Genomic DNA, 22,688 nt, shown 5'->3' on the forward strand with positions numbered 1-22,688 from the left:
TCAAGCGTCGGATCCTGCGCCTGCAACATCGTGCCCATCGCACCATCAGCCACCACCACACGCGTGGCAAGCGCCTCACGGAGGGCGTCGATTCGAGCCGCGCTCATCCCGCTGCCGCCATGTGCGGAGTGACATACGCCGACAGTTCGGCGGCGGCCGCCGCGCCGTACGTGCCGCGTACCCGGGCCAGCAGGCCGGCGCCGTTCAGCTCGTCCGGCTGCGTGCCCGTGGTCTCCAGCACGGTGGTGGCCAGTGCGCTGCCCAACTGCGTTGCGCGTTCCAGGCCGAGGCCCCACGCCGTGGCGGCGAGGAAGCCGGCCCGGAAGGCGTCTCCGGCACCGGTCGGTTCGGTCGTGCCCACCGGCGGGACCGACGGTACGTCGATGGGCCGCAGCCCGGCCCCTTCCACGCGTGCGCCGTCCGCGCCCCGGGTGGTCACCCAGGTGCCCACCCGGCCCAGGATCTGCTGTTCGGTCCAGCCGGTCTTCTCCTGGATGAGCACACTCTCGTACTCATTGGTGAACAGATAGGCGGGTCCCGCGAGCAGTTCGCGCACGTCGTCACGTTGCATGAACGCGAGCTGCTGCGAGGGGTCGGCGGCGAACTGCAGGCCGAGCTCCGTGCATTCGCGGGTGTGGCGGACCATGGCTGCGGGATCGTTGGGCGAGATCACCACCAGGTCGAGGCCGCCGACCCGCTCGTGCAGCGGCCGCAGTTCGATGGTGCGTGCTTCGCTCATGGCTCCGGCGTAGAAGGAGCCGATCTGGTTGTGGTCCGCGTCGGTGGTGCACACGAAGCGCGCGGTGTGCAGCGACTCGCTGATGTGCACCGAGTCGGTGTCGACGCCGTTCTCCTTGAGCCAGACCTGGTAGTCGGCGAAGTCCGTGCCCACCGCTCCGACGAGGTGCGGGCCGAGACCCAGGCGGCCGAGGCCGAAGGCGATGTTCGCTGCGACGCCACCGCGCCGGATATCGAGCTCCTCGACGAGAAAGGAGAGCGAGACCTTGTCGAGGCTGCCGGCGATGAGCTGCTCGGTGAACCGGCCGGGGAAGACCATGAGGTGGTCCGTTGCGATCGAACCAGTTACGGCTATGCGCACGGTCACTGCTCCTTGGTTCTACGGTGGAAGTTGCGTTGTTCCGTCGGCCGGCCGGTCCGTTCGGACGGTCAGTCGGCGATGGCTGCCTGGCGGAGCTTCTCGGCGCGGTCGGTGGCCTCCCAGGTGAAATCGGGGAGGTTCCGGCCGAAGTGCCCGTACGCGGCGGTCTGTGCGTAGATGGGCCGCAGCAGGTCGAGGTCGCGGATGATGGCGGCCGGGCGCAGGTCGAAGACCTGGTCGATGGCGGCCTGGATGCGCGGCACGGGTACGGTCTCGGTGCCGAAGGTCTCGACGAAGAGTCCGACCGGCTCGGCCTTGCCGATGGCGTACGCGACCTGAACCTCGCAGCGTGCCGCGAGGCCGGCGGCCACCACGTTCTTGGCGACCCAGCGCATCGCGTACGCGGCCGAGCGGTCCACCTTCGACGGGTCCTTGCCCGAGAACGCGCCGCCGCCGTGCCGGGCCATGCCGCCGTAGGTGTCGATGATGATCTTCCGGCCGGTCAGACCTGCGTCGCCCATCGGGCCACCGATCTCGAACCGCCCGGTCGGGTTGACCAGCAGCCGGTAGCCATCGGTCTGCAACCGCACGCCCTCTTCGGCGAGTTCGTGCAGCACGGGCTGCACCACGCAGTCGCGGATGTCGGGGATGAGGAGCGAGTCCAGGTCGATGCCGGGAGCGTGCTGCGAGGAGACGACGACGGTGTCCAGCCGGATCGCCTGGGCCCCGTCGTACGCGATGGTGACCTGTGTCTTGCCGTCCGGTCGCAGATACGGGATGGTCCCGTTCTTGCGGACCTCGGTGAGCCGTGCGGAGAGCCGGTGGGCGAGGGTGATGGGCAGCGGCATCAGCTCGGGTGTCTCGTCGCAGGCGTAGCCGAACATCAGGCCCTGGTCGCCGGCGCCCTGCTTGTCGAGCTCGTCCCCTCCCTCACCTGTGACGGCACCCTCGACGCGCTCCTCGTACGCGGTGTCGACGCCCTGCGCGATGTCCGGCGACTGCGCGCCGATGGAGACCGAGACACCGCAGGACGCGCCGTCGAAGCCCTTGGCGGACGAGTCGTAGCCGATCTTGAGGACGGTCTCCCTGACCAGGCTCTGGATCTCGGCGTAGCCCTGGGTGGTGACCTCGCCGGCCACATGGACCTGGCCGGTGGTGATCAGTGTCTCGACGGCGACCCTCGACTTCGGGTCCTGGGTCAGCAGCGCGTCGAGGATCGCGTCGCTGATCTGGTCGGCGATCTTGTCGGGATGACCCTCGGTCACAGACTCCGAGGTGAACAGACGAAGGGACACGGAACCTCCAAGTGAGGCGCGCAGTTGCCGGACGGTCGTTCCCGGCAGACTGCGCGCCACTGCTGCAGGAGGGCTCAAAGGCAGCTAAACACCGTCAGTCGTCCTTGGGCGGTGTGCTGCGGGAGCCGAACCACTCGATCCAGTTCATGGCGAAGAAAACATCGCCGGAGATCTTCAGACGTCCGTTGACGAACGCGTCCGTGCCCTTGAGTTCGCCGACGGCGAGGGCGACGAGATCGCCGAGGTCCACGCCGATGGTGGCGTCCGCCGGGCGGTCGACGGAGGTGGTGGCGGTGCAGGTGCCCGGGTCGCTGTCGACGACGATGTACCAGTGCCGTACGCCCAGGGGGGTGTTGACCGCGTAGCGGAAGATGCCGGACCGGCCGTGGGCACGCTCGGGGCTGAAGCAGGAGCGGAACCATTCGAAGACCAGCCCCAGCAGCCGCTCGATGTCGTCGTCCGGAAGCGAGAGGCTGCCGCCGGCCGCCGCGCCGGCCTCGGCGAGATGCTTGAGCTGGAGGTGGCGCGCGTCGGGCGGCCGCGTCATGACACGGCGCCTTGGGAGGAGGCCGCCGCGGTCGTGTGCTCGATCAGGACGGAGGCGTCCTTGTCACCGTCGCCCGCAGCGACCACGGCGGCGAAGCCGGCCCGGACCGTGTCCAGGACGGGGAGTTCGACTCCTGCCACGGTGGCGTCGTCGATGGCCAGGCGCAGATCCTTCTCCATGAGGGTCGAGCGGAAGAAGGCCGGTTCATAGCTCCCCTTGCGCATCAGCTCGGCGCGGAAGCGCATGACGATCGAGCTGAAACCGCTCCCGGCGATGGCGGAGAGCAGCCGGTCGCGGTCGAGTCCGGTCCGTACGCCGTACGCCACCGCCTCGGAGAGCGAGGCGACCTGGGCACCCAGCAGGAGGTTGAAGATGAGTTTGAGGGTGGCGGCGGTGCCGGGGGCTCCGAGGTGCAGGACCTCGGCGCCGATGGTGTCGAGCACGTCCGCGACCTCTGCGACGTCCCGCTCCGCTCCGCTGGTGTAGACACGGAGCTTGCCCTCCCGGGCCTGGAAGGGGTTGCCCACCACACAGGCTTCGACCCGGCGCAGTCCGGCGTCGGCAAGGCGGCCTGCCGCCTTGCGCGCGTACGCCGGGGAGACGGTGGAGGTGTCGATGACGATGCTGCCCGGCGCGAGCACCGGCACGATCTTGTCGAAGAGCACATCGTCCACGGCGGCTTCGTCGCTCAGGCTGAGCAGAACGATTGAGTGTCCCGCGGCAGCGTCCGCGGGGCTGCCGGCCGCGGTGGCGCCTGCGTCCACCAGGGGGCGGGCCTTGGCGGCGGTGCGGTTGTGGACGGTGAGGCGGTGGCCGGCGTCGATGAGCGCGTGAGCCATGCCGCGGCCCATGTTGCCGAGGCCGATGAAGGCCAGCGGCGCGCGGTCCGCGGTGGCGGACGGCGCTTCGGGCCCGGGTACGGCTCTGGGTCCCGGAACGCCTTCGGGCTGCGGCGCCGGCGGGATGTCGTGCACGGTCTGCGTCGTGATCATCTCGCCGCTGGTGCGGTACTTCCCGAGCCGACGGCGGTGCTCGACATGGGCCTCGCCGATTTCGAAGGCCCGGAACGCCGCCTCGTCGGTCCAGTCGGTGATCACGTAGTAGACAGGGGAATCGCCCTCCGTCGCACGCGTCAGCGTCTGTCCGCGGTTGGCGGGCTGCCGGGAGATCGCCGATCCCACCTCCCACCATGTCCTTTCGAACTCGTCCTGGGTTCCGGACTGGATTTCCATCCGCAGGATCACGCGGAAGAGGGGGGTCTCGGCCATCGGTCAGCCTCCAAGGCGTAGGGATGCTGCATTACGTTCTCCGCCGCCGCTCGACGGCGGATCGAGGACCGGTCCGGCCCTCGTCCCGCTCAAGTCCCACTCGAGTCGCGCCTGTCACCGTCGAAGGTGTCGACGACTTGGAGGAGTTCCCCATGAGCCAGACACCGGACGTCCGCCCTGCGGACTCCTTGGACCCTGGCGCGGCGGCGCGTTCATCCCCTCGGCGGCGGGCGGGTGGGACATCGGCGGTGCGGAAGGTCCGGCGGTGGCCACTGATCGTGCTGCGCTGCGTGATCACCGCGTTCCTGTTGCTGACTCTGGTGCAGCCGGTGCTGGCCGGGATGTTCATCACGGGCGATGTGGATCTGCTGGACCTGCACGAGATCAACGCCCACACCATCAGCTTCCTGAGCTGGCTGCTGGTCATCAACACCGTGCTCCTGTGGCGGCCGGGACGCGGGCCGGCCTGGCCGATCGCGCTGGCGGTGGTGGTCGCCTTCCTCGTACAGACACAGACGGGCTCGGGCTACTCGAGGGCGTTGGGTCTGCACATACCGCTCGGGGTCGCGCTGGTCGCCGGTGCGACCGCGCTCACCTACTGGGCCTTCGCGTACCGCGGCGGCCGCCGATGAGCGCGGGGCGCGGCCGGTCCGAACTGTCCCGCCGGCGGCTGCTCGGGGTGGCCGGCGCCGCGGGTGTGGCCGCCGCGGCCGGAGTCGCCGGCTGCGGCAGCATGACCCGGGAGGTCTCCGGCGAGCTGCTCTCCAGCGGCGGCCGGCTGCCGGAGCCGTTCCGCGTGCCGCTGCCGGTGCCGAGGACGGCCGTGCCGGTGCGTACGACGGGCGGTGTGGACCACTACGAACTGGTGCAGCGCGTCGCCGACATGGAGATCCTGCCGGGTCGGAAAACCCGGGTGTGGGGGTACGACGGGAGCTTCCCCGGCACCACGATCGTGGGCCGGTCGGGGCGTCAGATCGTCGTGCGGGTGCGCAATGAGCTGCCCGTACCGACGTCGACGCATCTGCACGGCGGGATCCAGGCCCCGGAGTCGGACGGCTATCCGACAGATCTTGTGGTGCCGAAGGGGTACCGACACAATCCCGCGGCGCACGGCAAGGGCGGCCATGGGGCCGGTCACGGCGGGGCGATGCAGGTCGCGCCGGCCGACTGGAAGCTGTCGCAGGGCGCCAAGGACTATACGTATCCGCTCGATCAGCCGGCCGCGACGCTCTGGTACCACGACCACCGGATGGACTTCAGCGCCCCTCAGGTGTGGCGCGGGCTCGCCGGGATGTTCCTTGTGCGCGACGACGAGGAGGAGGCGCTGCACCTGCCGGCGGCCGAGCGGGACATCCCGCTGATGATCTGTGACCGCTCGTTCGAGGAGGACGGCGCGCTGCGCTATCCGTCCGTCGATCCCTCGCTGACCGGCGTCCCGGGCGTCGAGGACGCCTATATGGAGGGCGTCATGGGCGATGTGGTGCTGGTCAATGGTGCTCCGTGGCCCGAGCTCGAGGTGGACGCCGCCCGCTATCGCTTCCGGCTGCTCAACGCCTCCAACGCGCGCCGCTACCGCCTTGCGCTGGAGCCCGGTCCGCGCGAGGGCGCCCCCTTCGTGCAGGTGGGCAGTGATGCCGGGCTGCTGGCCGCACCGCGCTCGCACAAGGAGCTGCCGATCGCTCCCGCCGAACGCTTCGATGTGGTGGTCGACTTCTCGGCGTATCCGGTGGGGTCCACGGTCACGCTGGTCAATACGCTCGGCGAGGACGGCACCCGGCGGGTGATGCGGTTCAGGGTCGCCCGGCGTGCCAAGGACGACAGCAGGGTGCCTGCCAGGCTTGCCGACGTCGAGCCGCTGCGTGCCGCTTCGGCCGTGGCCGAGCGGCAGTTCAACTTCCGTCAGACGAGCACCTCGGACGGCACCAAGATCTGGACGGTCAACGGAAAGCCCTTCCGCTCCGCCGAGTTCGCTGCCCGGCCGCGGCTCGGCACGGTGGAACGGTGGCGCTTCACCAGCGACTTCCATCACCCCGTGCATCTGCACCTGGCCCACTTCCAGGTGGTGGCGCGCAGCGGCAGGGCTGCGCTGGACACGGACGCGGGCTGGAAGGACACCGTCGATGTGCGGCCCTTCGAGGTGGTCGATGTGCTGGCCCGCTTCTCGGGCCACCGCGGCCGGTACATGTTCCACTGCCACAACCTGGAGCACGAGGACATGGCCATGATGGCGAACTTCCAGGTCGTCTGAGGGCATTGGCGTCGGCCGGTCCGGCCTGCTTCGAGTGGGCTGCGACCGGACCGATAGGCCGCTGCGTCACCGTCGGCGCATCGCGGACCCGGCCCTGTGTCACGGGCGGGGACGCAGTCGGCACTGAGAGGGGTTGGGGCGAGCCATGCGCGTACTGTTCACGACCTGGGCCTGGCCTTCGCATCTTTATGCGGTGGTGCCTTTGGCATGGGCTTTCCGGGCCGCGGGTCATGACGTGCTGGTCGCGAGCCAGCCGGCCCTGCGCGAGGAGACGGCGAGGACCGGTCTGCCCGCCGCGTCCGTCGGCAGGGATGTCGACGCCGTGGGGATGGTGCGCGGTTACGTCCTCCCCACCGCGAACGACCCGGCGGACGGCGGCGGGCAGGCTCCGCGCAGCGGCAAGGGTCCGCGCGCGATGCAGATGTTCTACGCGCACGCCGACTCCATGACGGACGATCTGGCGGCGCTGGCCCGCGACTGGCGTGCGGACGCGGTGGTCTTCGAACCGACCGCGCTGGCCGGGCCGTTGGCAGCAGCGGCGGCCGGTATCCCCGCCGTGCGGCTGCTGTACGGCACCGATCTGATGGCGCGGGCCCGCGGCCTGCTGCCGCAGGTGCTCGCCCCGCTCGCCGAACGCAACGGCGTCGGCGACTTCGACCCCTTCGGCCTGCTGACCGTCGACCCGTGCCCGGACGACTTCCAGGTTCCGGTCGACCATCCGCGTCTGGCCATGCGGTACGTCCCCTTCAACGGCCCCGGCGGGCCGCTTCGTCCCCCGCTCGGCCCGCCGGGGACCACCAGGCGCCGTGTGGTGGTGACCTGGGGTCACACGATGGCGCGGCTGGCCCCGGAGCGGTTCCTGGCCGGACAGGTCGCCGCCGCCCTGGCAGGGCCCGGGACCGAGGTCGTCCTCGCGGTCACCGCAGGGCAGCGTGCGCTGCTCGGCGAGGTGCCGGGCGAGGCCGCAGGGGATGTACGTGTCGTCGAGGACACTCCGCTGCATCTGCTGGTCGACGACGCCGATCTGGTCGTCGCGCACGGCGGCGCGGGCACGGTGCTGACCTCACTGCGGGCCGGCGTGCCGCTGCTGCTCGTACCCCAGCTCCCCGACCATCTCGGCCATTCGGGCCGGGTGCTGGCCACCGGCGCCGGCGAGGTGCTCACCCGCGACGAGGCGACACCGGAGCGGCTGCGCGCCGAGGCGGACAAGCTCCTCACCGGCGATGCGTACCGCGCCGCCGCTAACAAGCTGCGCGAGCAGATGCTGAGTCTGCCGTCCCCGGCCGAACTGGTCGCCGAGATCGAGTCGAGGGTGGTCGCATGTGCGGCATAGCGGGCTGGGTCGACTTCGAGCGCGGGCTCAGGGAGGAGGCCTCGACGGTACGCACCATGGTGGGAACTCTCGCCAACCGCGGGCCCGACGACGAGGCCGTGTGGACCGATGAGCGTGCCGCTCTCGGTCATCGCAGGCTCGCCGTCATCGACGTGGACGGCAGCCCGCAGCCGATGGTCGCCGAGGAGGACGGCCGCACCCTCGCGGTCCTGGTGCACAACGGAGAGATCTACAACTTCCGCCAGGTGAGGGCCCAGTTGGAGTCGCTCGGCCACCGCTTCCGTACGGCCGGGGACACCGAAGTGGTGCTGCGCGCCTATCTGGAGTGGGGCGAACGGTGCGCGGAGCGGCTGGAGGGCATGTTCGCCTTCGCCGTCTGGGACCCGCGCGCCGGGAAGCTGGTGATGTTCCGGGACCGGCTCGGCATCAAGCCGCTGTACTACGCCAGGGCCCGCCGGGGCCTCGTCTTCGGCTCCGAGCCGAAGGCACTGCTCGCCCATCCGTCGATCGAGTGCGCCGTCGACACGGAGGGCCTGGCGGAGCTGCTCGCGTACATCGCCACCCCGGGCCATGCCGTCTACCGCGGGATGCGCGAAGTCCCGGCAGGCCATGTGACGGTGGTACGGGACGGCTCGGTCACCGAGTCCCGGTACTGGACGCTGCCGAACCACGAGCACCCGGACGATCTCCCGACCACGGTGGACACGGTGCGGGGCCTGCTCCAGGAGGCCGTCTCCAGCCATCTCGTCTCCGATGTCCCGCTGTGCACGCTGCTCTCGGGCGGCGTCGACTCCAGCGCGATCGCCGCGTTCGCCGCCCAGTCCGTCACGGACGGCCGGCGGCCCAAAACCTTCGCCGTCGACTTCGAGGGGCACACCGAACGGTTCCGCAAGGACTTCTGGCACGAGGACCCGGACGCTCCGTACGCCGCCGAGGTCGCCCGCCATGTCGGCACCGACCATGAGCCGGTGGTACTGCGCACCGCCGACCTCGCGGATCCGGTGGTCGATGCGGCGGCGCTGCGCGCACAGGATCTGCCGCGCCCGATTCCCGACATGGACCGCTCGCTGTATCTGCTGCTGCGTTCGGTGCGCCAGCGCTCCACGGTCGCTCTGATGGGCGAGGTCGCCGATGAACTCTTCGGCGGCTACCAGTCGTTCCGCGATCCGACGCTGGTGGACACCGCGAACTTCCCCTGGGTCACCATGGGGCTGCGGGTCGCCCCGCACGGCATGAGCACGGGTCTGCTCGACCCCGGCTTCCTCAAGAAGATCGATGTGCCCGGGTACTCGGCACAGCGGTACGCCGAGACGGTCGCCGAAGTCCCGCGGGTACCGGGCGAGTCCGACCAGGAACACACCATGCGGGTCGTCGGCCATGCGCATCTCTCGCGCTGGCTGCCGCTGCTCCTCTCCCGCGACGACCGCCTCAGCATGGCCGTGGGCCTGGAACTGCGGGTGCCGTACTGCGACCACCGGCTGGTGGAGTACGTCTACAACATCCCGTGGGGGATGAAGACGGCCGACGGCCGGGAGAAGAGCGTGCTGCGTTCGGCGGTCGCCGATCTGCTGCCCGCATCGGTGACCCAGCGCCGCAAGAGCCCCTTCCCGATCACTCAGGACCCGCGCTACGGCGAGGTGTTGCGAGACCGCTTCAACGCCGTCGTCGCAGACCGGTCCAGCCCGGTGCGTCCGCTCCTTGACAGCCCGGCCTGCGCCGAGCTCGCCAAGGAGGACCGGCCGATCGCGGTCGACGGCTGGGGCGAGCGGAGGAACGTGGAGATGGTGCTCCAACTGGACGCGTGGCTGCGGCACTACCGCGTACGACTCGACATCTGAGAGGGGCAAGGGCCCATGCTGCAAGAAGAGCTCAAGGAGCTCGCCGCGCCGATCCTGGACAAGGTCACGGCGCATCCGTTCTGGTCCGGCCTGCGGGACGGGTCGCTGCCCGGTGAGTCGCTGGCCCATTTCGTCCAGCAGGACACCGGATACCTGCTGCCCTCCTACACCCGGGGCCTGGCGCGGGCGGCCGCGGCCGCCCGCAGCGACGAGTGCACCTCGCTGCTCGGGCGGTCGATCACCGGGACGCTCGAGGCGCGTGACAAGCTGCGCGAGGCATACGGAAATCTCGCCGGGGAGCTGGGCGCCCCGGCACTGGTGCCCGACGCGCCCGTGGACCCCGCCACCCATGCCCACTGCTCGTTCTTCCAGGCGGCGACCGCGACGTCGTTCGCCGCCGGCTTCGGGGCGCTGCTGCCGATGGTCTGGTTCAACTACCAGGTCTCCAATGATCTGTTGGAGCGGCACACGCCCGGCTCGCGATATGCGCCCTGGATCGAGATCTACCACCCGGGCGAGGGCTACAGCTACGCGGTGAAGGCCTTCATGGGCCTCGCCGACCGGCTCGGCGACGAGCTTTCCGGGGCCGAACGCGCCGAGCTCGTCGACCACTTCGCCGTCAGCACCCGCTACGAGTGGGCCTTCGCAGAGGCCGCCTGGTCCAGGCCGTCCTGGCCGTTCTGACGCTACAGCTACCGCATACACACTGATCGGAAGGGACTACCGTGAGCACCCAGACCCCGCCCAGGTATCCGTTCGCGTGGACCCCGCCCATGCAGGTTCCCGAGGCGCTGCGGAACGTACACAAGACGTCGGCGATCGAAGTGACCCTGCCGAGCGGGGACGTCGCCACGCTGGTGACCCGTTACAAGGATGTGCGGGCCCTCTTCGCCGACAAGCGGCTCTCCCGCAACATTGCCCGCCCCGACTGCGCCCGGATCTCCAAGGACAACGACCTGTTCATGGATCCGAACATCGACCCGGACCCGCCGGAGCACACCCGGGTGCGGTCGCTGGTCACCAAGGCGTTCACCGCCCGCCGGATCGAGGCGCTTCGGCCGTATGTGCAGCAGGTCGCCGACCAGTTGCTGGACGAGATGGCGGCCGGCCCCCAGCCGGTCGAACTGAACGAGGCGCTGGCCTTCCCGCTGCCGATCATGGTGATCTGCAAGCTGCTCGGTGTGCCGCCGGAGGACCGTGACCAGTTCCGTGCGTACGTCGACGGCTTCCTGTCGGTGACCAAGCTGCCGCCGGAGGAGGTCGGCAAGTGCCGGCAGAATCTGTGGAAGTACCTGGGCGACCTGATCGACTCCAAGCGTGAGAACCCGGGCGACGACCTGGTCAGCGAGCTGATCCGGGTGCGGGACGACGAGGACGACAGCCGGCTCAATGAGCATGAGCTGCACTTCTGGACGCAGGGTCTGCTGATCGCCGGCTATGTCACGACGGCGAGCCAGATCGGCACCGGCACGGCGGTCCTGCTGCACCACCCGGAGTTCGTCCGCGCGATCCAGGCGGACTGGTCGCTGGTTCCGTCGACGGTCGAGGAACTGCTGCGTACGCAGATCATGGGCTCGTCGGTGGGCACGATGCGGTACGCCATCGACGACATCCCGCTCTCGGACGGGTCCGTCATCAAGAAGGGCACCAGCGTTCTGCTCTCCGAGGAGGGCGCGAACATGGACCCGGAGGTCTTCGACTGCCCCTTCGAGCTGGACATCCGCCGCAAGGAGAACCACCACATGACCTTCGGCGCGGGCCTGCACTACTGCGTCGGCGCGGCGCTGGCCCGGATGGAGCTGCAGGTCGCCACGGAGTCCCTGCTGCGCCGGTTCCCGGACATCAGGCTGGCGGCGCCCGCCGAGGAACTGCCCCGTGCACTGGGCGGGTTCATGGAGGGCTTCACCGAGATCCCGGTCGAATGGTGAGGAGAGTCCGATGCGTGTGACGGCCAACTCCGATACCTGTGCGGTGAGCAGTCTCTGCGTCTACCGCGTGCCGGGGGTCTTCGACCAGGACGAGGACGGGCTGGTGCTCGTCCTGGACGAGTCGCCGGCCGAGGCCCTGCACGAGGAGATCCGACGGGCCGCCCGGGGCTGCCCGACGAAGTCCATCCGGGTCGTCGAGGAGTCGGCGGCCGAAGAAGCAGTCGAATTGGCACGGGGAGATGCCGGATGAAGCGCCTGGCGACCGTCCCGGGCGGCAGACGGGCCAAATGGTTCGTCCTGGCCGGCTGGCTGATCATCGCGATGGCTCTGGGGCCGCTGGCCGGCAAGGTCGCCGACGTCGAGGACAACAACGCCAATGCCTATCTGCCGGGCAACGCGGAAGCCGCCCTGGTCAACGACCGGTTGGAGGAGTTCCGTACCGACGAGGTCATGCCCGCCGTCATCGTCTATGTGCGCGACAGCGGCATCACCACGGCGGACCGGGCGAAGGCGGAGGCAGACCGCAAGAAGCTGACCCCGCTCGTTCCCGGCGGAGCGATCGAGGCCGTGACGCCGTCCAAGGACGGCAAGGCGCTGCTGCTGACCGTGCCCGTTCCGTACAGCGACGAGTTCTCCGACACGGTGAACGCGGCACGCGATGTCGCCGGCGAGGACGTGCCGACCGATCTGCGGGTCAAGGTCGCCGGCCCCGCCGGCGCACTCCAGGACACCATCGACGTCTTCGACGAGCTGGACGGGACGCTGCTGCTCGGAAGCGCGCTCGTGGTCGCCCTGCTGCTTCTCCTGATCTACCGCAGCCCGGTGCTGTGGTTGGTGCCGCTGATCTCGGTGGGCTTCGCCGCCGTGCTGTCCCAAGTAGCTACGTACCTGGGCGGGAAAGCCGGCCTGCCGGTGGACGCTCAGAGTTCAGGCCTGCTGACAGTGCTCGTCTTCGGTGTGGGCACGGACTACGCCCTGCTGCTCATCGCCCGCTACCGGGAAGAGCTGACCCGCAACGAGGACCGGCACGGCGCCATGCAGATCGCGCTCCGCCGTTCAGGACCCGCGATCCTCGCCTCGGCGGGGACGATCGTCATCGGGCTGCTCTGTCTGCTGCTGGCCGACCTGAACTCCTCGCGCAGCCTGGGCTGGGTGGGCGCGGCAGGTGTGCTGTCCGGCTTCCTCGCCATGGTCACCGTACTGCCCGCGCTGCTGGTCATCCTGGGGCGCTGGATCTTCTGGCCGTTCGTCCCCCGATTCGGGCAGACGCAGCGGGCCGGGCACAGCGGCTGGGCGCGCGTCGGCGCGGCCGTGGCGCGGCGCCCCCGGCTGTCCTGGCTGGCGGCCACGGTCGTCATGGGAGCACTGGCACTGGGGGCGACGGGCATCAGCTTCGGTCTGACCCAGTCGCAGATGTACACCACGACTCCCGATTCGGTCGCCGGTCAGCGGCTGGTGGCTGCTCACTATCCGGGCGGGGAGTCGGCGCCGGCGGATGTGATTGCGAAGGCCCCGTCCGAGAAGGCGCTCGTCGCGGCCGTCGGGCGGCTCGACGGCATCGCCGAGGTGCAGCCGGTCGCCTACTCGCGCGACCGTGCACTCGTCCATGTCCCCGTGGTGCTCAAGGACGACCCGGACACTCCCGCCGCCGAGCGCACCGTCGACAGGCTGCGGGACACGGTGCACGGGATCGCGGGCGCGGACGCCCTGGTCGGCGGGACCACCGCGAGCGCGCTGGACACACAGCGAGCCGTCTCGCGGGACAGCAAGCTGGTCATCCCGGTGGTGCTCGCCGTGGTGCTGCTGGTGCTGATCGCCCTGTTGCGGGCGCTGGTTGCGCCTCTGGTGCTGCTGGCGACCGTGGTGCTCTCCTACTTCGGAGCGCTGGGAGCGAGCAGCCTCCTCTTCGGGCATGCATTCGACTGGGCCGGGGTGGATCATTCTCTGCCGCTGCTCGGCTTCGTCTTCCTCGTGGCGCTGGGCATCGACTACAACATCTTCCTGATGACCAGGGTCCGTGAGGAGGTCCGTCTGCTGGGCCACGTGCACGGAGTGCAGTCCGGCCTGACCAGTACGGGCGGCGTCATCACCAGCGCGGGCCTCGTCCTTGCCGCGACCTTCTCCATCCTGGTCTCGCTCCCCCTGGTGACCACGGCCGAACTAGGCGTACTGGTGGGCCTGGGCGTCCTCCTGGACACTTTCCTGGTGCGCACCGTCCTGGTACCCGCTCTCTCGTTGGACATCGGCAAGAGCATGTGGTGGCCGGGCGCTCTCCACCGCCTGCTGCGCGACGGCGGTCCGCCCCAATCAGGGGGATCTCAGGGTCATATCGCCGACAACTCTCGCCCGCGGGGGGAAGACATCCCTCTCTGAGTACACATCGCACCGGCCGGTCCGCCCTGTTGGGAGGACCGGCCGGCTCCAGGCCCCTGGCCCCGGTGTCCGCCGGGGCCAGGGGCCACACGACCGAACCGGCACAAGCACACGAACGCACAGGAAGTGAGACTGAGCATGGGCAACACAGCAGCGGCAGGAACGCGGAGGGCCGTGCTGATCGGCTGCGGCATCGCGGGCCCGGTACTGGCCATGTTCCTGCAGCGCATCGGCGTCACCGCCGTCATCTACGAAGGGAGCAGCGTGCCCCGGGACGAGGCCGGGGCGTTCTTGAACCTGGCCCCCAACGGAATGGCCGTACTGGACACGCTGGGCATCCGTGACGAGGTGGAGAAGTACGGCACCCAGACCACCAGCACCGCCTTCCTCAACCACAAGGGCAAGCAGCTGGGACTCAACCCGGCCGAAACCCTGCTGATCAAGCGGGGGTTGCTCAACAAGGCGCTGCGCGACGCGGCCGTCTCCCGCGGAGTGCAGATCGAATTCGACAAGTTCTTCGAGAGCGTGGAGCACACCGCCGACGGGATCGTCGCCCGCTTCAAGGACGGTTCCACCGCCGAGGGCGACTTCCTGATCGGCTGCGACGGCATTCACTCCAAGACCCGGTACACGGTGCTGCCGGACGCTCCGCACCCGCAGTACACCGGGGTCGTCGGCACCGCCGGCTACACGCGCAGCGACCAGGCCGCGCCCGCGGACGGTGTGATGCGGATGTCGTTCTGTCTGGAGGGCTTCTTCGGCTACCAGACCACCTCGTCGGGCGAGATCTATTGGTTCGAGAACTTCCACCAGGCCAAGGAGCCCGCGCGCGGCGAACTGGAGCGGACCCCGCACGAGGAGTGGAAGCCGAAGCTGCTGACCAAGCACCGCAGGGACCATCACCCGGTCTCGGCCATCATCGAGTCCACCGAGAGCGGCATCCTCGGATATCCCATCTACGACATGCTCTCGATCCCGAAGTGGCACAAGGACCTGGTGTGCCTGGTCGGGGACGCGGCCCACGCCACCTCGCCCCACGTGGGCCAGGGTGTCTCCATGGCCATGGAGGACTCGATCGTGCTCGCCAAGTGCCTGCGCGATCTGGACACTCCGCAGCAGGCGTTCGCCGCTTTCCAGTCGATCCGCAAGGACCGGGTCGAGAAGATCATCAAGGAGGGCCGCAAGACCGGTAACCAGAAGGCCGCGTCGAACGGCTTCCAGCGTGGCGTACGCGACCTGGTGCTGCCGTTCTTCCTCAAGCTCGGCGTCAAGGCGACCGAGCCGGTCTACTCCTACCGCGTCGACTGGGACGAGACGGTCACTCCGGCCCATGTCGCGGCGGCCGCAACGCACTGAGGCACGCGCCCCGAGGGGCGCGTGCCTCGTGCACCACCTGTGACGCCGGCTCTCCGGTCAGCCTTCGGTGTGGGTGGAGATCTGGACGAAATTGCCCTCCGGGTCGGCCACATACGCGGACCGCTCGCCCCACGGCTGATTCTTGGGCGCCATCAGGATCTTCGCCCCTGCCCTCTTCGCCCTGGCGAAGAGGGCATCGACGTCCGGTGTGAGCACGGCGACCTCGGACTGGTGAATCCTGGTCCGACCGATGCCCGGAATCCCGGTCGCCTGCTTCACCGTGTCGTACGTGGTGAAGGTGATGTAGTAGTCCGTCCCCAGCCGGACCGTTCCGAACAGCGCCGGGCCCGTCTCCGGCAGCCGGAACAGCACCTCGAATCCGAGGGCGTCCCGGTAGAAGTTCAGCAGTGTGTCGACGTTGGTGGTGTAGAGGGTCGTCTGGCCGTGTCGGACCTCCGCCGTCGGCGTGGCCGTGGCCGTGGGCCTGGGCCGGGGCTTGGCGGTCTCGGCGCCCGCCGTCGTGCCGGCGGCGACCAAACTCACGGCCAGCAGCGCGGTCGCCGTCGTGCCGGCCGCCCACATCCGGGCCGTACGTGCAGCCATCAGGCTCTCCCTTGTTCGATGGAATCCGGCCATTACTGAGCCAGAACTCGGCAGGGTCTCGCTCGAGCGACGCTCGACTCCGGTCGGTCACACTCCCCCCAACTCCCGATGTCTGCACCAGAAGCGAGGCACGGCATGACGACCGCCGACCAGAACAGGACGACGGAGTGACCGGCCCGAGCACCGCGGCGAGCCCGCCTTCGGCCTCGGGCTTCAGCTGGTTCACGATCGGCGGGCTCGTCCTGGTCGCGCTGGTGGCGCAGGCGATGCCGCGCCGGGTGGCCGGGTACGCCGACACCGGCTGAGCCGGAGCGGAGCGGGCATCAAGTTCTTCTCCAGTACTCCTCCGGCGCCCCGGTGCACGGTGCAGCGGACGGTCAGAACTCCGTTTCGCGTGCTCGGAGGATTGGAGAAATACATGCGTGGTTCCACCCAGATCCTCGTCATCGGGGGAGGGCCCGCGGGCTCCACCGCTGCAGGTCTCCTGGCCAAGGAAGGTTTCCAGGTCACGCTGCTGGAGCGTGACCAGTTCCCCCGCTACCACATCGGCGAATCGATCCTCCCCTCGTGCCGGCCGATCCTGGAACTGCTGGGCGTCTGGGACAAGGTGGAGTCGCACGGCTTCCAGCCCAAGGGCGGCGCCTACTTCTTCTGGGGCCCGGAGGAGTGGGAGGTCAAGTTCAACAGCCTCGGCGACGACGGCGCCAACGCCTGGCAGGTCGTGCGCTCCGAGTTCGACGAGCTGCTGTTGCGGCACGCGGCGGAACTCGGCGTCGAGGTCGTCGAGAACATCACCGTCAAGGAACTCGAATTCGACGGCGAACGCCCGGTGGCGGCCCTGTGGGCGGGCACCAAGGACGCCTCTCAGAACGGCCGTATCGCCTTCGACTACGTCATCGACGCCTCCGGCCGCGGCGGGGTCTTCGCCGCCCGGCACCTCAAGAACCGCGAGTACCACGAGATCTTCCGCAATGTCGCGGCCTGGTCGTACTGGAAGAACGTCAAGCCCCTGGACCGCGGGCCCGACGGTGCGATCGCCGTCCTGTCCTCGGCCGACGGCTGGTTCTGGAACATTCCGCTGCACAACGGCACCACCAGCATCGGACTTGTCACCGGCCGGGACATCTTCAACGAGAAGAAGAACTCCCTCGGCGGCATCCAGCAGGTCTACGACAAGGCCATCGCGGAGTGCCCGCACCTGCTCACCCTCCTCGAGGGCGCCGAGCAGGTCTCCGGCATGAAGGTCGAGCAGGACTACTCGTACACGGCCGAGAGCTTCGGCGGCCCCGGCTATCTGCTCAGCGGCGACGCCGCCTGCTTCCTGGACCCGTTGCTCTCCACCGGTGTGCACCTGGCCACCTACAGCGCGATGCTCGCGGCCGCCAGCGTCTCCAGCGTGCTGCGCGGCGAGGTGGAGGAGAAGGAGGCCTGGGACTTCTACAACACCGTCTACCGGCATGCGTACGAGCGGCTGCTGGTGCTCGTCTCCGTCTTCTACGAGAGCTACCGCGGCAAGGAGCACCACTTCTACAACGCCCAGAAGCTCACCAGCGCGCAGCGCGAGAACCTCAGCATCCAGGACGCCTTCGACCGCATCGTGACCGGCATCGCCGACCTCGAGGACGCGCAGGACGTCTACTCACGGGTGCACGCCCACCTCAACGGCGCGGAGAGCGGCGACCCCAACCCGCTGGCCAACCTGAACAAGGTGCACGAGCAGAAGCAGGCGCCGATGAATCCGCAGAACGCGGTCGGCGGCCTGTATCTCTCCTTCCGGCCCCGCCTGCACCTGGCGCGTACGGAGGGAGAGAACACCGCATGACCACCGCACGCGCTGATCAGGATCCCGGTGTCGGCGGGGCCGGCACCGGATCCGTCAGAAGCTGGCCGCCGTGGTACCGCACGCTGTTCATGAGCGATGTGTGGGAGCGCTTCGGCTTCTTCGGGATGCAGGCCATCCTGGTCCTGTACGCGGTCGCCCCGCGCTCCGAGGGCGGACTGGGGCTGGCGAAGGCCGACTCCGCGGCCCTGTTCGGCGCGTGGATCGGGCTCGCCTTCATGCTCTGTCTGCCCGGGGGCTGGGTGGCCGACCGGCTGCTCGGCCCGCGGCGGACGCTCATCATCGGGGCCTGCGTCATCACGGTCGGCCATTTCGCGCTGGCCACACCCTGGCTGTGGACGACGCCGCTGGGACTCGTCCTGCTCGCGCTCGGCCTCGGCCTGTACAAGCCGAACCACCAGGCCATGCTCAACCTGATGTTCGGCAAGGACAGCGGCCGGCGCGAGGCCGGTATCTCGCTGATGTACGTCGGCATCCAGGTGAGCGCCCTGCTCTCGCCGCTGATCGCCGGATTCCTCGGCGAGCGCGTCGACTGGCAGCTCGGCTTCGCCGTCTCCGGTACGGCCATGCTGCTCGGCACGATCCAACTCTGGGTCAGCCAGCACCAGTTCAGGGATGTCGGGAGCCGCCCCGGGCGACCGCTGAACCCTGATGAGTCCCGGCGCGCGTTCCGGCTGATCGGCACGACCGCCGCCGTGGTGATCGTGCTGGTGACGGGCGGAGTGGTGTCCGGCGGACTGAACGCGGGCGGCGCCATCGGTCTGGTCGGCACCGTCAGCATCCTCGCCCCGGTCCTCGCCTACCTGGTGCTCTACCGCAGCCATGAGCTGAGCACCGGGGACCGCAGGCGGCTGCGCGCCTTCCTCTGGATCTTCCTCGGCTCGACCCTGTTCTGGTCGATGATCGCTCAGGACGGCTCCTCGCTCACTCTGTTCGCCAAGGAGTCGACGGACCGTCATGTGTGGGGCTTCGACGTGCCGGTGAGCTGGCTGCAGTCGGCGACGCCGCTGTTCATCCTGGTCCTGGCGCCGGTGTTCGCCTGGGCGCTGCTGAAGTACGGCGGCGGCCGCAACGGTGTGCCGGTGAAGTTCTCCGTCGGACTGACGCTGACCGGCGTCAGCTTCCTGATCATGGCGTTGGCCGCGACGCTCGCGTCGGGCGACGAAAGGGTCTCCCCGCTGTGGCTCCTCGTCGTCTATTTCATGCATGCCTGCGGTGAGCTGATCGTCGCCGCGGTCGGCATCGCGGCGGTCGCCGACGTACTGCCGCGGAAGTTCATCGCCCATATGCTCGGACTGCTGTGGCTGTTCGCCGCGCTGGGTGGCGGCGCGGGCAGCGGCATGGTCCGGCTCATCGACGTCATCCCCGAGCCCGCCTACTACCTGATGCTCGCGGTGATGGCACTGGCCATGGGTGGTGCCCTCGCGCTGCGGCGGCACGCCGTGCAGCGGGGCCTGTCCGGCGACGAAGAGCACGTGCCGGGCGACGACACGGACGACACGCCCCTCAAGGAGGACAGCCCGGCATGACCACCACACATCTCGCGACCGACCCCAAGGACCCCTTCGGCATCAGCCAGTTGGGGCTGGGGTTCGCGTCGTCGAAACTGCTGCTGACCGCCCTGGAGCTCGGGGTGTTCAGCACGCTAGCCGAGACCGCCGACAGCGAGGCGGAGGTGGAGGAGCTGAGGGCGGCGCTCGGGCTGCACCCGCGGGCCGCCACCGACTTCTTCGACGCCCTGGTCGCACTCGGCCTGCTGGAGCGCTCGTCCGGCCGCTACCGCAACAGCGAGGCCGCGCAGCGGTACCTCGTACACGGGGAGGAGTACGCGGGCGGCTTCCTCGAAGGTGCCAACTTCGTGCTGTATCCGGCTTGGGGGCGCCTCACGCAGGCGCTGCGCACCGGCACCCCGCAGGCCGAGGGTGACTTCGAGGCGATGCTCAGCGATCCGGCGGCGCAGCGGGTGTTTCTGACCATGCAGGACTCGCTGAGCGCTCCCCTGGTTCCGTATCTGCTGGGGGCCGTGGAGTGGAGCGGCTGGAGCACACTGACCGATGTCGGCGGCGCGCGGGGCAATCTCGCGGGGCTGCTGCTGCGCGCCCAGCCGCATCTGAGGGGCCGGGTCTTCGACCGGCCGCAGAACCAGGCGCCGTGCGCCGAGCACGCGCAGACGCTCGGCGTCGCGGACCGGCTGGCCTTCACCGGCGGAGACTTCTTCGCCGACGAGCTGCCCGGGGCCGACGTCGTGGTGATCGGCCACGTGCTGGCGGACTTCTCGTTGGAAGAGCGCAAGCAACTGATCGACAAGGCGTTCAAGGCGGTACGGCCGGGCGGTGCGCTGCTCGTCTACGACCCGATGCCCGGCGACAAGCCCGATCTGGCCAGTCTGGTCGCGAGCCTGCACATGCTCGTGATGACGCCCGCCGGGGCTGGCTACCACCCGGGCGACTGCGGCCAGTGGATGGTGCAGGCGGGCTTCACCGGCATCACCGAGCACGAACTGCCGCTCGGCAACACCCTGGTGACCGGCCGCAAGCCGCGCTGACGTAAGCCCTCGAACCCGTACGGCCTTCGGCCGTGTCCTCAATCGCCGGACGGGCTTGAGTTGCCGGACCGGCAACCCCGAGCCCGCCGGCGATTGAGTGCGGAGGCTCGGGGGCGGAGCCCCGAACCAAACCGACGATCAAGGAGACCCCGTGGAGATCGGAGTGGGCCTGCCCACCACAGTGCCGGACATCGACGGGCGCCGGCTCGTCGACTGGGCGCGGCTGGCGGAGAACCACGGGTTCTCCAGCCTCGGCACGCTCGACCGTCTGGTGTACGACAGTTATGAGCCGCTGACCTCGCTCGCCGCGGCGGCCGCGGTGACCGAGCGGATCCGGCTGACGACATCCATTCTGCTCGCCGCCTACCGTCCCGGCACCCCGTTGCTGGCCAAGCAGCTCGCCACGATCCATGAGATCTCGGGCGGCCGGCTGACGGTCGGAGTGGCGGCCGGCGGCCGCGACGACGACTTCCGGGCCACCGGCGCCCCGTACGGCGACCGCGGGAAGCGTCTTGACTCCATCCTCACCGAGCTGGCGGAGGTCTGGGGCGGCAAGGGCCCGGTCCCCGGCATCGGCCCCTTCCCGAAGGGCGAAGGGCCGGAGATCATCGTGGGCGGCCACACTCCCGCGGCGATGGCTCGCGCGGCCCGGTTCGCCGGCGGCTGGATCGCAGGCGGCAGCTCGGCGACCGCCTATGCCGAGCTGGCCCGCCAGGCCCGTGCGGCGTGGCAGGCCCGGGGCCGTACGGACGCACCGCGGCTGGTGGCGCTGGTGTACGCCTGCCTGGGGCCGGGCGCCCAGGCGGTCGCCGAGTCGTATCTGCGGGCGTACTACTCGTTCATCGGCCCGAAGGCGGAGATGGCGGCGAAGGCGGTCATCACCGATACGGCACGGCTGCGGGAGACGGCCGCGGCGTACGAGGCGGCGGGCTGCGACGAGCTGCTGGTCTTCCCCTGCACCGCCGAGGCGGGGCAGCTGGAGCTGCTGGCAGGGGCGACGCTCGGCTGAGGGACCGGGCGCCGCACACAGGAGGGTCCGCCGGCGAGGCCGACGGACCCTTCTGTTCTTGCTGTGTTCGCTCAGCCCGCGGGCCGGCCGGCCGACGCGACGGGCCGCTGCTTGTCCACCTCGCTCTCCGGCACGGCCTCGGCGTAGTCGCCGATGGCTTCGGAGCCGCCCGCGCGCCGCTTCAGCAGATGCAGCAGCGGTCCGGCCATCGCGGTGGTCACCAGGGCCATGACCACCATCAGGGCGTACAACCCGGCGTCGATGACGCCCAGTTGGAGTCCGATGGTCAGGATGACGATCTCGGTGAGCCCGCGGGTGTTCATCAGGGTCGCGAGCACTCCGCTCTGCAGCGCGGGCACACCGTTGGCCCGCGCTCCGACGAAGGCGCCGATGAACTTCCCCGAGATGGCGACGAGCAGAATGAGCCCGAGCTCGCCGAGCCCCTTCAGACCGGTCTGGGAGAGATCGACCTTGAGGCCCGCGACGACGAAGAACGCGGGGAGCAGCAGCAGCCGGCTGAGGTGTTCGAACCGGTCGACGACCTGTATCCGGACCAGCTCGGTGGTGCTGCGGGGCATCACGACGCCGAACAGGAACGCGCCGAAGACGAAATGCACCCCGAGCCATTCCGTGGCCCAGCAGGACAGCATCAGACCGCCGAGGACGACGATGAGCCGGTCGGCGGTGATCCGGCCGCTGCCCCGGCGTTCGTCGAACAGCCACCGCAGACCTGGCTTGACCGCGAAGAACATCACGGCCAGATAGACCGGCGCGAGCAGCATGGCCCACTGCCCGCCGCCGCCCGAGACCGTGACCACGACGGCCAGCAGCGACCAGGCCACGATGTCGTCGAAAGCCGCGCTGGCGAGCGCGATTCCGCCGATTCTGGTCCGGCCAAGACCGCTGTCGGCCAGGATTCTGGCGAGTACGGGGAAGGCGGTGACGGACATGGCCGCGCCCAGGAAGAGCACGAACCCGGTCCGGTTCCCGGTGTGGTGACTGCTGCTCAGATGGAGAGCGAGCAGCACTCCGAGGGAGAACGGCAGTACGACCGAGCAGAGCGAGACGCTCGCCGCGACCTTTTCCTTGCCGCGCAGCAGGGCCAGATCGAGTTCGTATCCGATGACGAACATGAACAGGACCAGGCCGAGGTTGGCCAGTGCGGCGAGCAGCGGGCGGATGTCGATGGGGAAGAGGAATTCGGCGACGGCGCCACCGAACAGGCTGGGCCCCACCAGAATCCCGGCGAGTATCTCGCCGACCACGGGTGGCTGCCCCAGACGGCGGGCGGCGGCGCCGAGGACCCGGCTGAGCACGAGAATGGCCGCGAGTCCGATGAACAGAGACTGAACCTGATGAGGTGTCATACGCATGCCCCCTAAGCCTGCGGAGAGCTGCCGGGGGGA

Annotated in this window: 20 protein-coding genes; 14 read left to right on the forward strand and 6 right to left on the reverse strand. The window is 69.5% G+C overall.

All coding sequences use genetic code 11. From position 1 onward, the window contains the following. Window positions 1-103: 103 nt before the first annotated feature. The 4 genes from ACFYXH_RS28310 to ACFYXH_RS28325 all read right to left on the reverse strand — a co-directional run bounded on the left by ACFYXH_RS28310 (window position 104) and on the right by ACFYXH_RS28325 (window position 4,209). On the reverse strand, window positions 104-1,099 hold the full coding sequence (locus ACFYXH_RS28310) for a carbohydrate kinase family protein (protein WP_389568568.1): 996 nt from the start codon (window positions 1,097-1,099) through the stop codon (window positions 104-106). A 68-nt stretch (window positions 1,100-1,167) separates the two neighbouring features. Then, window positions 1,168-2,394: a methionine adenosyltransferase gene (gene metK / locus ACFYXH_RS28315; protein ID WP_385311901.1), complete on the reverse strand. Its 1,227-nt coding sequence runs from the start codon at window positions 2,392-2,394 to the stop codon at window positions 1,168-1,170. A 94-nt stretch (window positions 2,395-2,488) separates the two neighbouring features. Beyond that, window positions 2,489-2,941 (reverse strand): SCP2 sterol-binding domain-containing protein, encoded by a 453-nt coding sequence (locus tag ACFYXH_RS28320; RefSeq protein ID WP_327327196.1) that lies wholly within the window; start codon window positions 2,939-2,941, stop codon window positions 2,489-2,491. Then, on the reverse strand, window positions 2,938-4,209 hold the full coding sequence (locus ACFYXH_RS28325; protein WP_389568572.1) for an NAD(P)-binding domain-containing protein: 1,272 nt from the start codon (window positions 4,207-4,209) through the stop codon (window positions 2,938-2,940). Before ACFYXH_RS28325 ends, ACFYXH_RS28320 begins: the two co-directional genes overlap by 4 nt. A 152-nt stretch (window positions 4,210-4,361) precedes the next feature. On the opposite strand from ACFYXH_RS28325, the gene ACFYXH_RS28330 reads away from it, so the two are divergent. The 9 genes from ACFYXH_RS28330 (at window position 4,362) to ACFYXH_RS28370 (ending at window position 15,285) form a co-directional block, all read left to right on the forward strand. After that, window positions 4,362-4,841: a hypothetical protein gene (locus tag ACFYXH_RS28330; protein WP_389568575.1), complete on the forward strand. Its 480-nt coding sequence runs from the start codon at window positions 4,362-4,364 to the stop codon at window positions 4,839-4,841. Continuing rightward, window positions 4,838-6,457 (forward strand): multicopper oxidase family protein, encoded by a 1,620-nt coding sequence (locus ACFYXH_RS28335; protein WP_389568578.1) that lies wholly within the window; start codon window positions 4,838-4,840, stop codon window positions 6,455-6,457. Before ACFYXH_RS28330 ends, ACFYXH_RS28335 begins: the two co-directional genes overlap by 4 nt. 145 nt (window positions 6,458-6,602) lie before the next feature. Beyond that, a complete protein-coding gene (locus ACFYXH_RS28340; RefSeq protein ID WP_389568581.1) occupies window positions 6,603-7,790 on the forward strand; it encodes a nucleotide disphospho-sugar-binding domain-containing protein in 1,188 nt (395 codons plus the stop codon). Then, on the forward strand, window positions 7,778-9,628 hold the full coding sequence (gene asnB / locus ACFYXH_RS28345; RefSeq protein ID WP_389568583.1) for an asparagine synthase (glutamine-hydrolyzing): 1,851 nt from the start codon (window positions 7,778-7,780) through the stop codon (window positions 9,626-9,628). Before ACFYXH_RS28340 ends, asnB begins: the two co-directional genes overlap by 13 nt. A 15-nt stretch (window positions 9,629-9,643) precedes the next feature. Then, window positions 9,644-10,312, forward strand: coding sequence for a TenA family protein (locus ACFYXH_RS28350; RefSeq protein WP_389568586.1), 669 nt, complete (start codon window positions 9,644-9,646; stop codon window positions 10,310-10,312). A gap of 41 nt (window positions 10,313-10,353) precedes the next feature. Further along, entirely contained in the window at window positions 10,354-11,556 is a 1,203-nt protein-coding gene (locus ACFYXH_RS28355; protein WP_389568589.1) for a cytochrome P450, read from the forward strand. Between the two features lie 10 nt (window positions 11,557-11,566). Next, window positions 11,567-11,806 carry a ferredoxin gene (locus tag ACFYXH_RS28360; protein WP_362676415.1) on the forward strand — a complete coding sequence of 80 codons (240 nt, stop codon included), beginning with the start codon at window positions 11,567-11,569 and terminating at the stop codon, window positions 11,804-11,806. Beyond that, complete coding sequence (locus ACFYXH_RS28365; RefSeq protein WP_389568593.1) at window positions 11,803-13,929, forward strand: MMPL family transporter; 2,127 nt, start codon at window positions 11,803-11,805, stop codon at window positions 13,927-13,929. Before ACFYXH_RS28360 ends, ACFYXH_RS28365 begins: the two co-directional genes overlap by 4 nt. A gap of 138 nt (window positions 13,930-14,067) precedes the next feature. Next, window positions 14,068-15,285: an FAD-dependent monooxygenase gene (locus tag ACFYXH_RS28370; RefSeq protein WP_389568595.1), complete on the forward strand. Its 1,218-nt coding sequence runs from the start codon at window positions 14,068-14,070 to the stop codon at window positions 15,283-15,285. Between the two features lie 57 nt (window positions 15,286-15,342). On the opposite strand, the gene ACFYXH_RS28375 is transcribed toward ACFYXH_RS28370, so the two are convergent. Further along, on the reverse strand, window positions 15,343-15,888 hold the full coding sequence (locus ACFYXH_RS28375) for a VOC family protein (RefSeq protein WP_389568598.1): 546 nt from the start codon (window positions 15,886-15,888) through the stop codon (window positions 15,343-15,345). A gap of 167 nt (window positions 15,889-16,055) precedes the next feature. Here ACFYXH_RS28375 and ACFYXH_RS28380 point away from each other — a divergent pair, with 167 nt between their 5' ends. From ACFYXH_RS28380 to ACFYXH_RS28400, 5 genes are all read left to right on the forward strand, one after another. Next, window positions 16,056-16,193, forward strand: a complete 138-nt coding sequence (locus ACFYXH_RS28380) for a hypothetical protein (protein ID WP_389568601.1) — start codon at window positions 16,056-16,058, stop codon at window positions 16,191-16,193. A gap of 113 nt (window positions 16,194-16,306) precedes the next feature. Further along, on the forward strand, window positions 16,307-17,710 hold the full coding sequence (locus tag ACFYXH_RS28385) for an NAD(P)/FAD-dependent oxidoreductase (RefSeq protein ID WP_389568603.1): 1,404 nt from the start codon (window positions 16,307-16,309) through the stop codon (window positions 17,708-17,710). Beyond that, on the forward strand, window positions 17,707-19,257 hold the full coding sequence (locus ACFYXH_RS28390) for a peptide MFS transporter (RefSeq protein WP_389568605.1): 1,551 nt from the start codon (window positions 17,707-17,709) through the stop codon (window positions 19,255-19,257). The genes ACFYXH_RS28385 and ACFYXH_RS28390 overlap by 4 nt, the downstream gene beginning before the upstream one ends. After that, the gene (locus tag ACFYXH_RS28395; protein ID WP_389568608.1) at window positions 19,254-20,273 is read left to right on the forward strand and encodes a methyltransferase; all 1,020 of its coding nucleotides are present in this window, start codon (window positions 19,254-19,256) and stop codon (window positions 20,271-20,273) included. Before ACFYXH_RS28390 ends, ACFYXH_RS28395 begins: the two co-directional genes overlap by 4 nt. 151 nt (window positions 20,274-20,424) lie before the next feature. Further along, a complete protein-coding gene (locus tag ACFYXH_RS28400; protein WP_389568611.1) occupies window positions 20,425-21,282 on the forward strand; it encodes an LLM class flavin-dependent oxidoreductase in 858 nt (285 codons plus the stop codon). A gap of 71 nt (window positions 21,283-21,353) precedes the next feature. Here the strand turns inward: ACFYXH_RS28400 and ACFYXH_RS28405 are convergent, their stop codons facing one another. Continuing rightward, window positions 21,354-22,649, reverse strand: a complete 1,296-nt coding sequence (locus ACFYXH_RS28405; protein ID WP_389568614.1) for a cation:proton antiporter — start codon at window positions 22,647-22,649, stop codon at window positions 21,354-21,356. Window positions 22,650-22,688: the final 39 nt, after the last annotated feature.

This window comes from Streptomyces sp. NPDC002730 (assembly GCF_042888805.1).
In the GTDB taxonomy this organism is placed as follows: domain Bacteria; phylum Actinomycetota; class Actinomycetes; order Streptomycetales; family Streptomycetaceae; genus Streptomyces.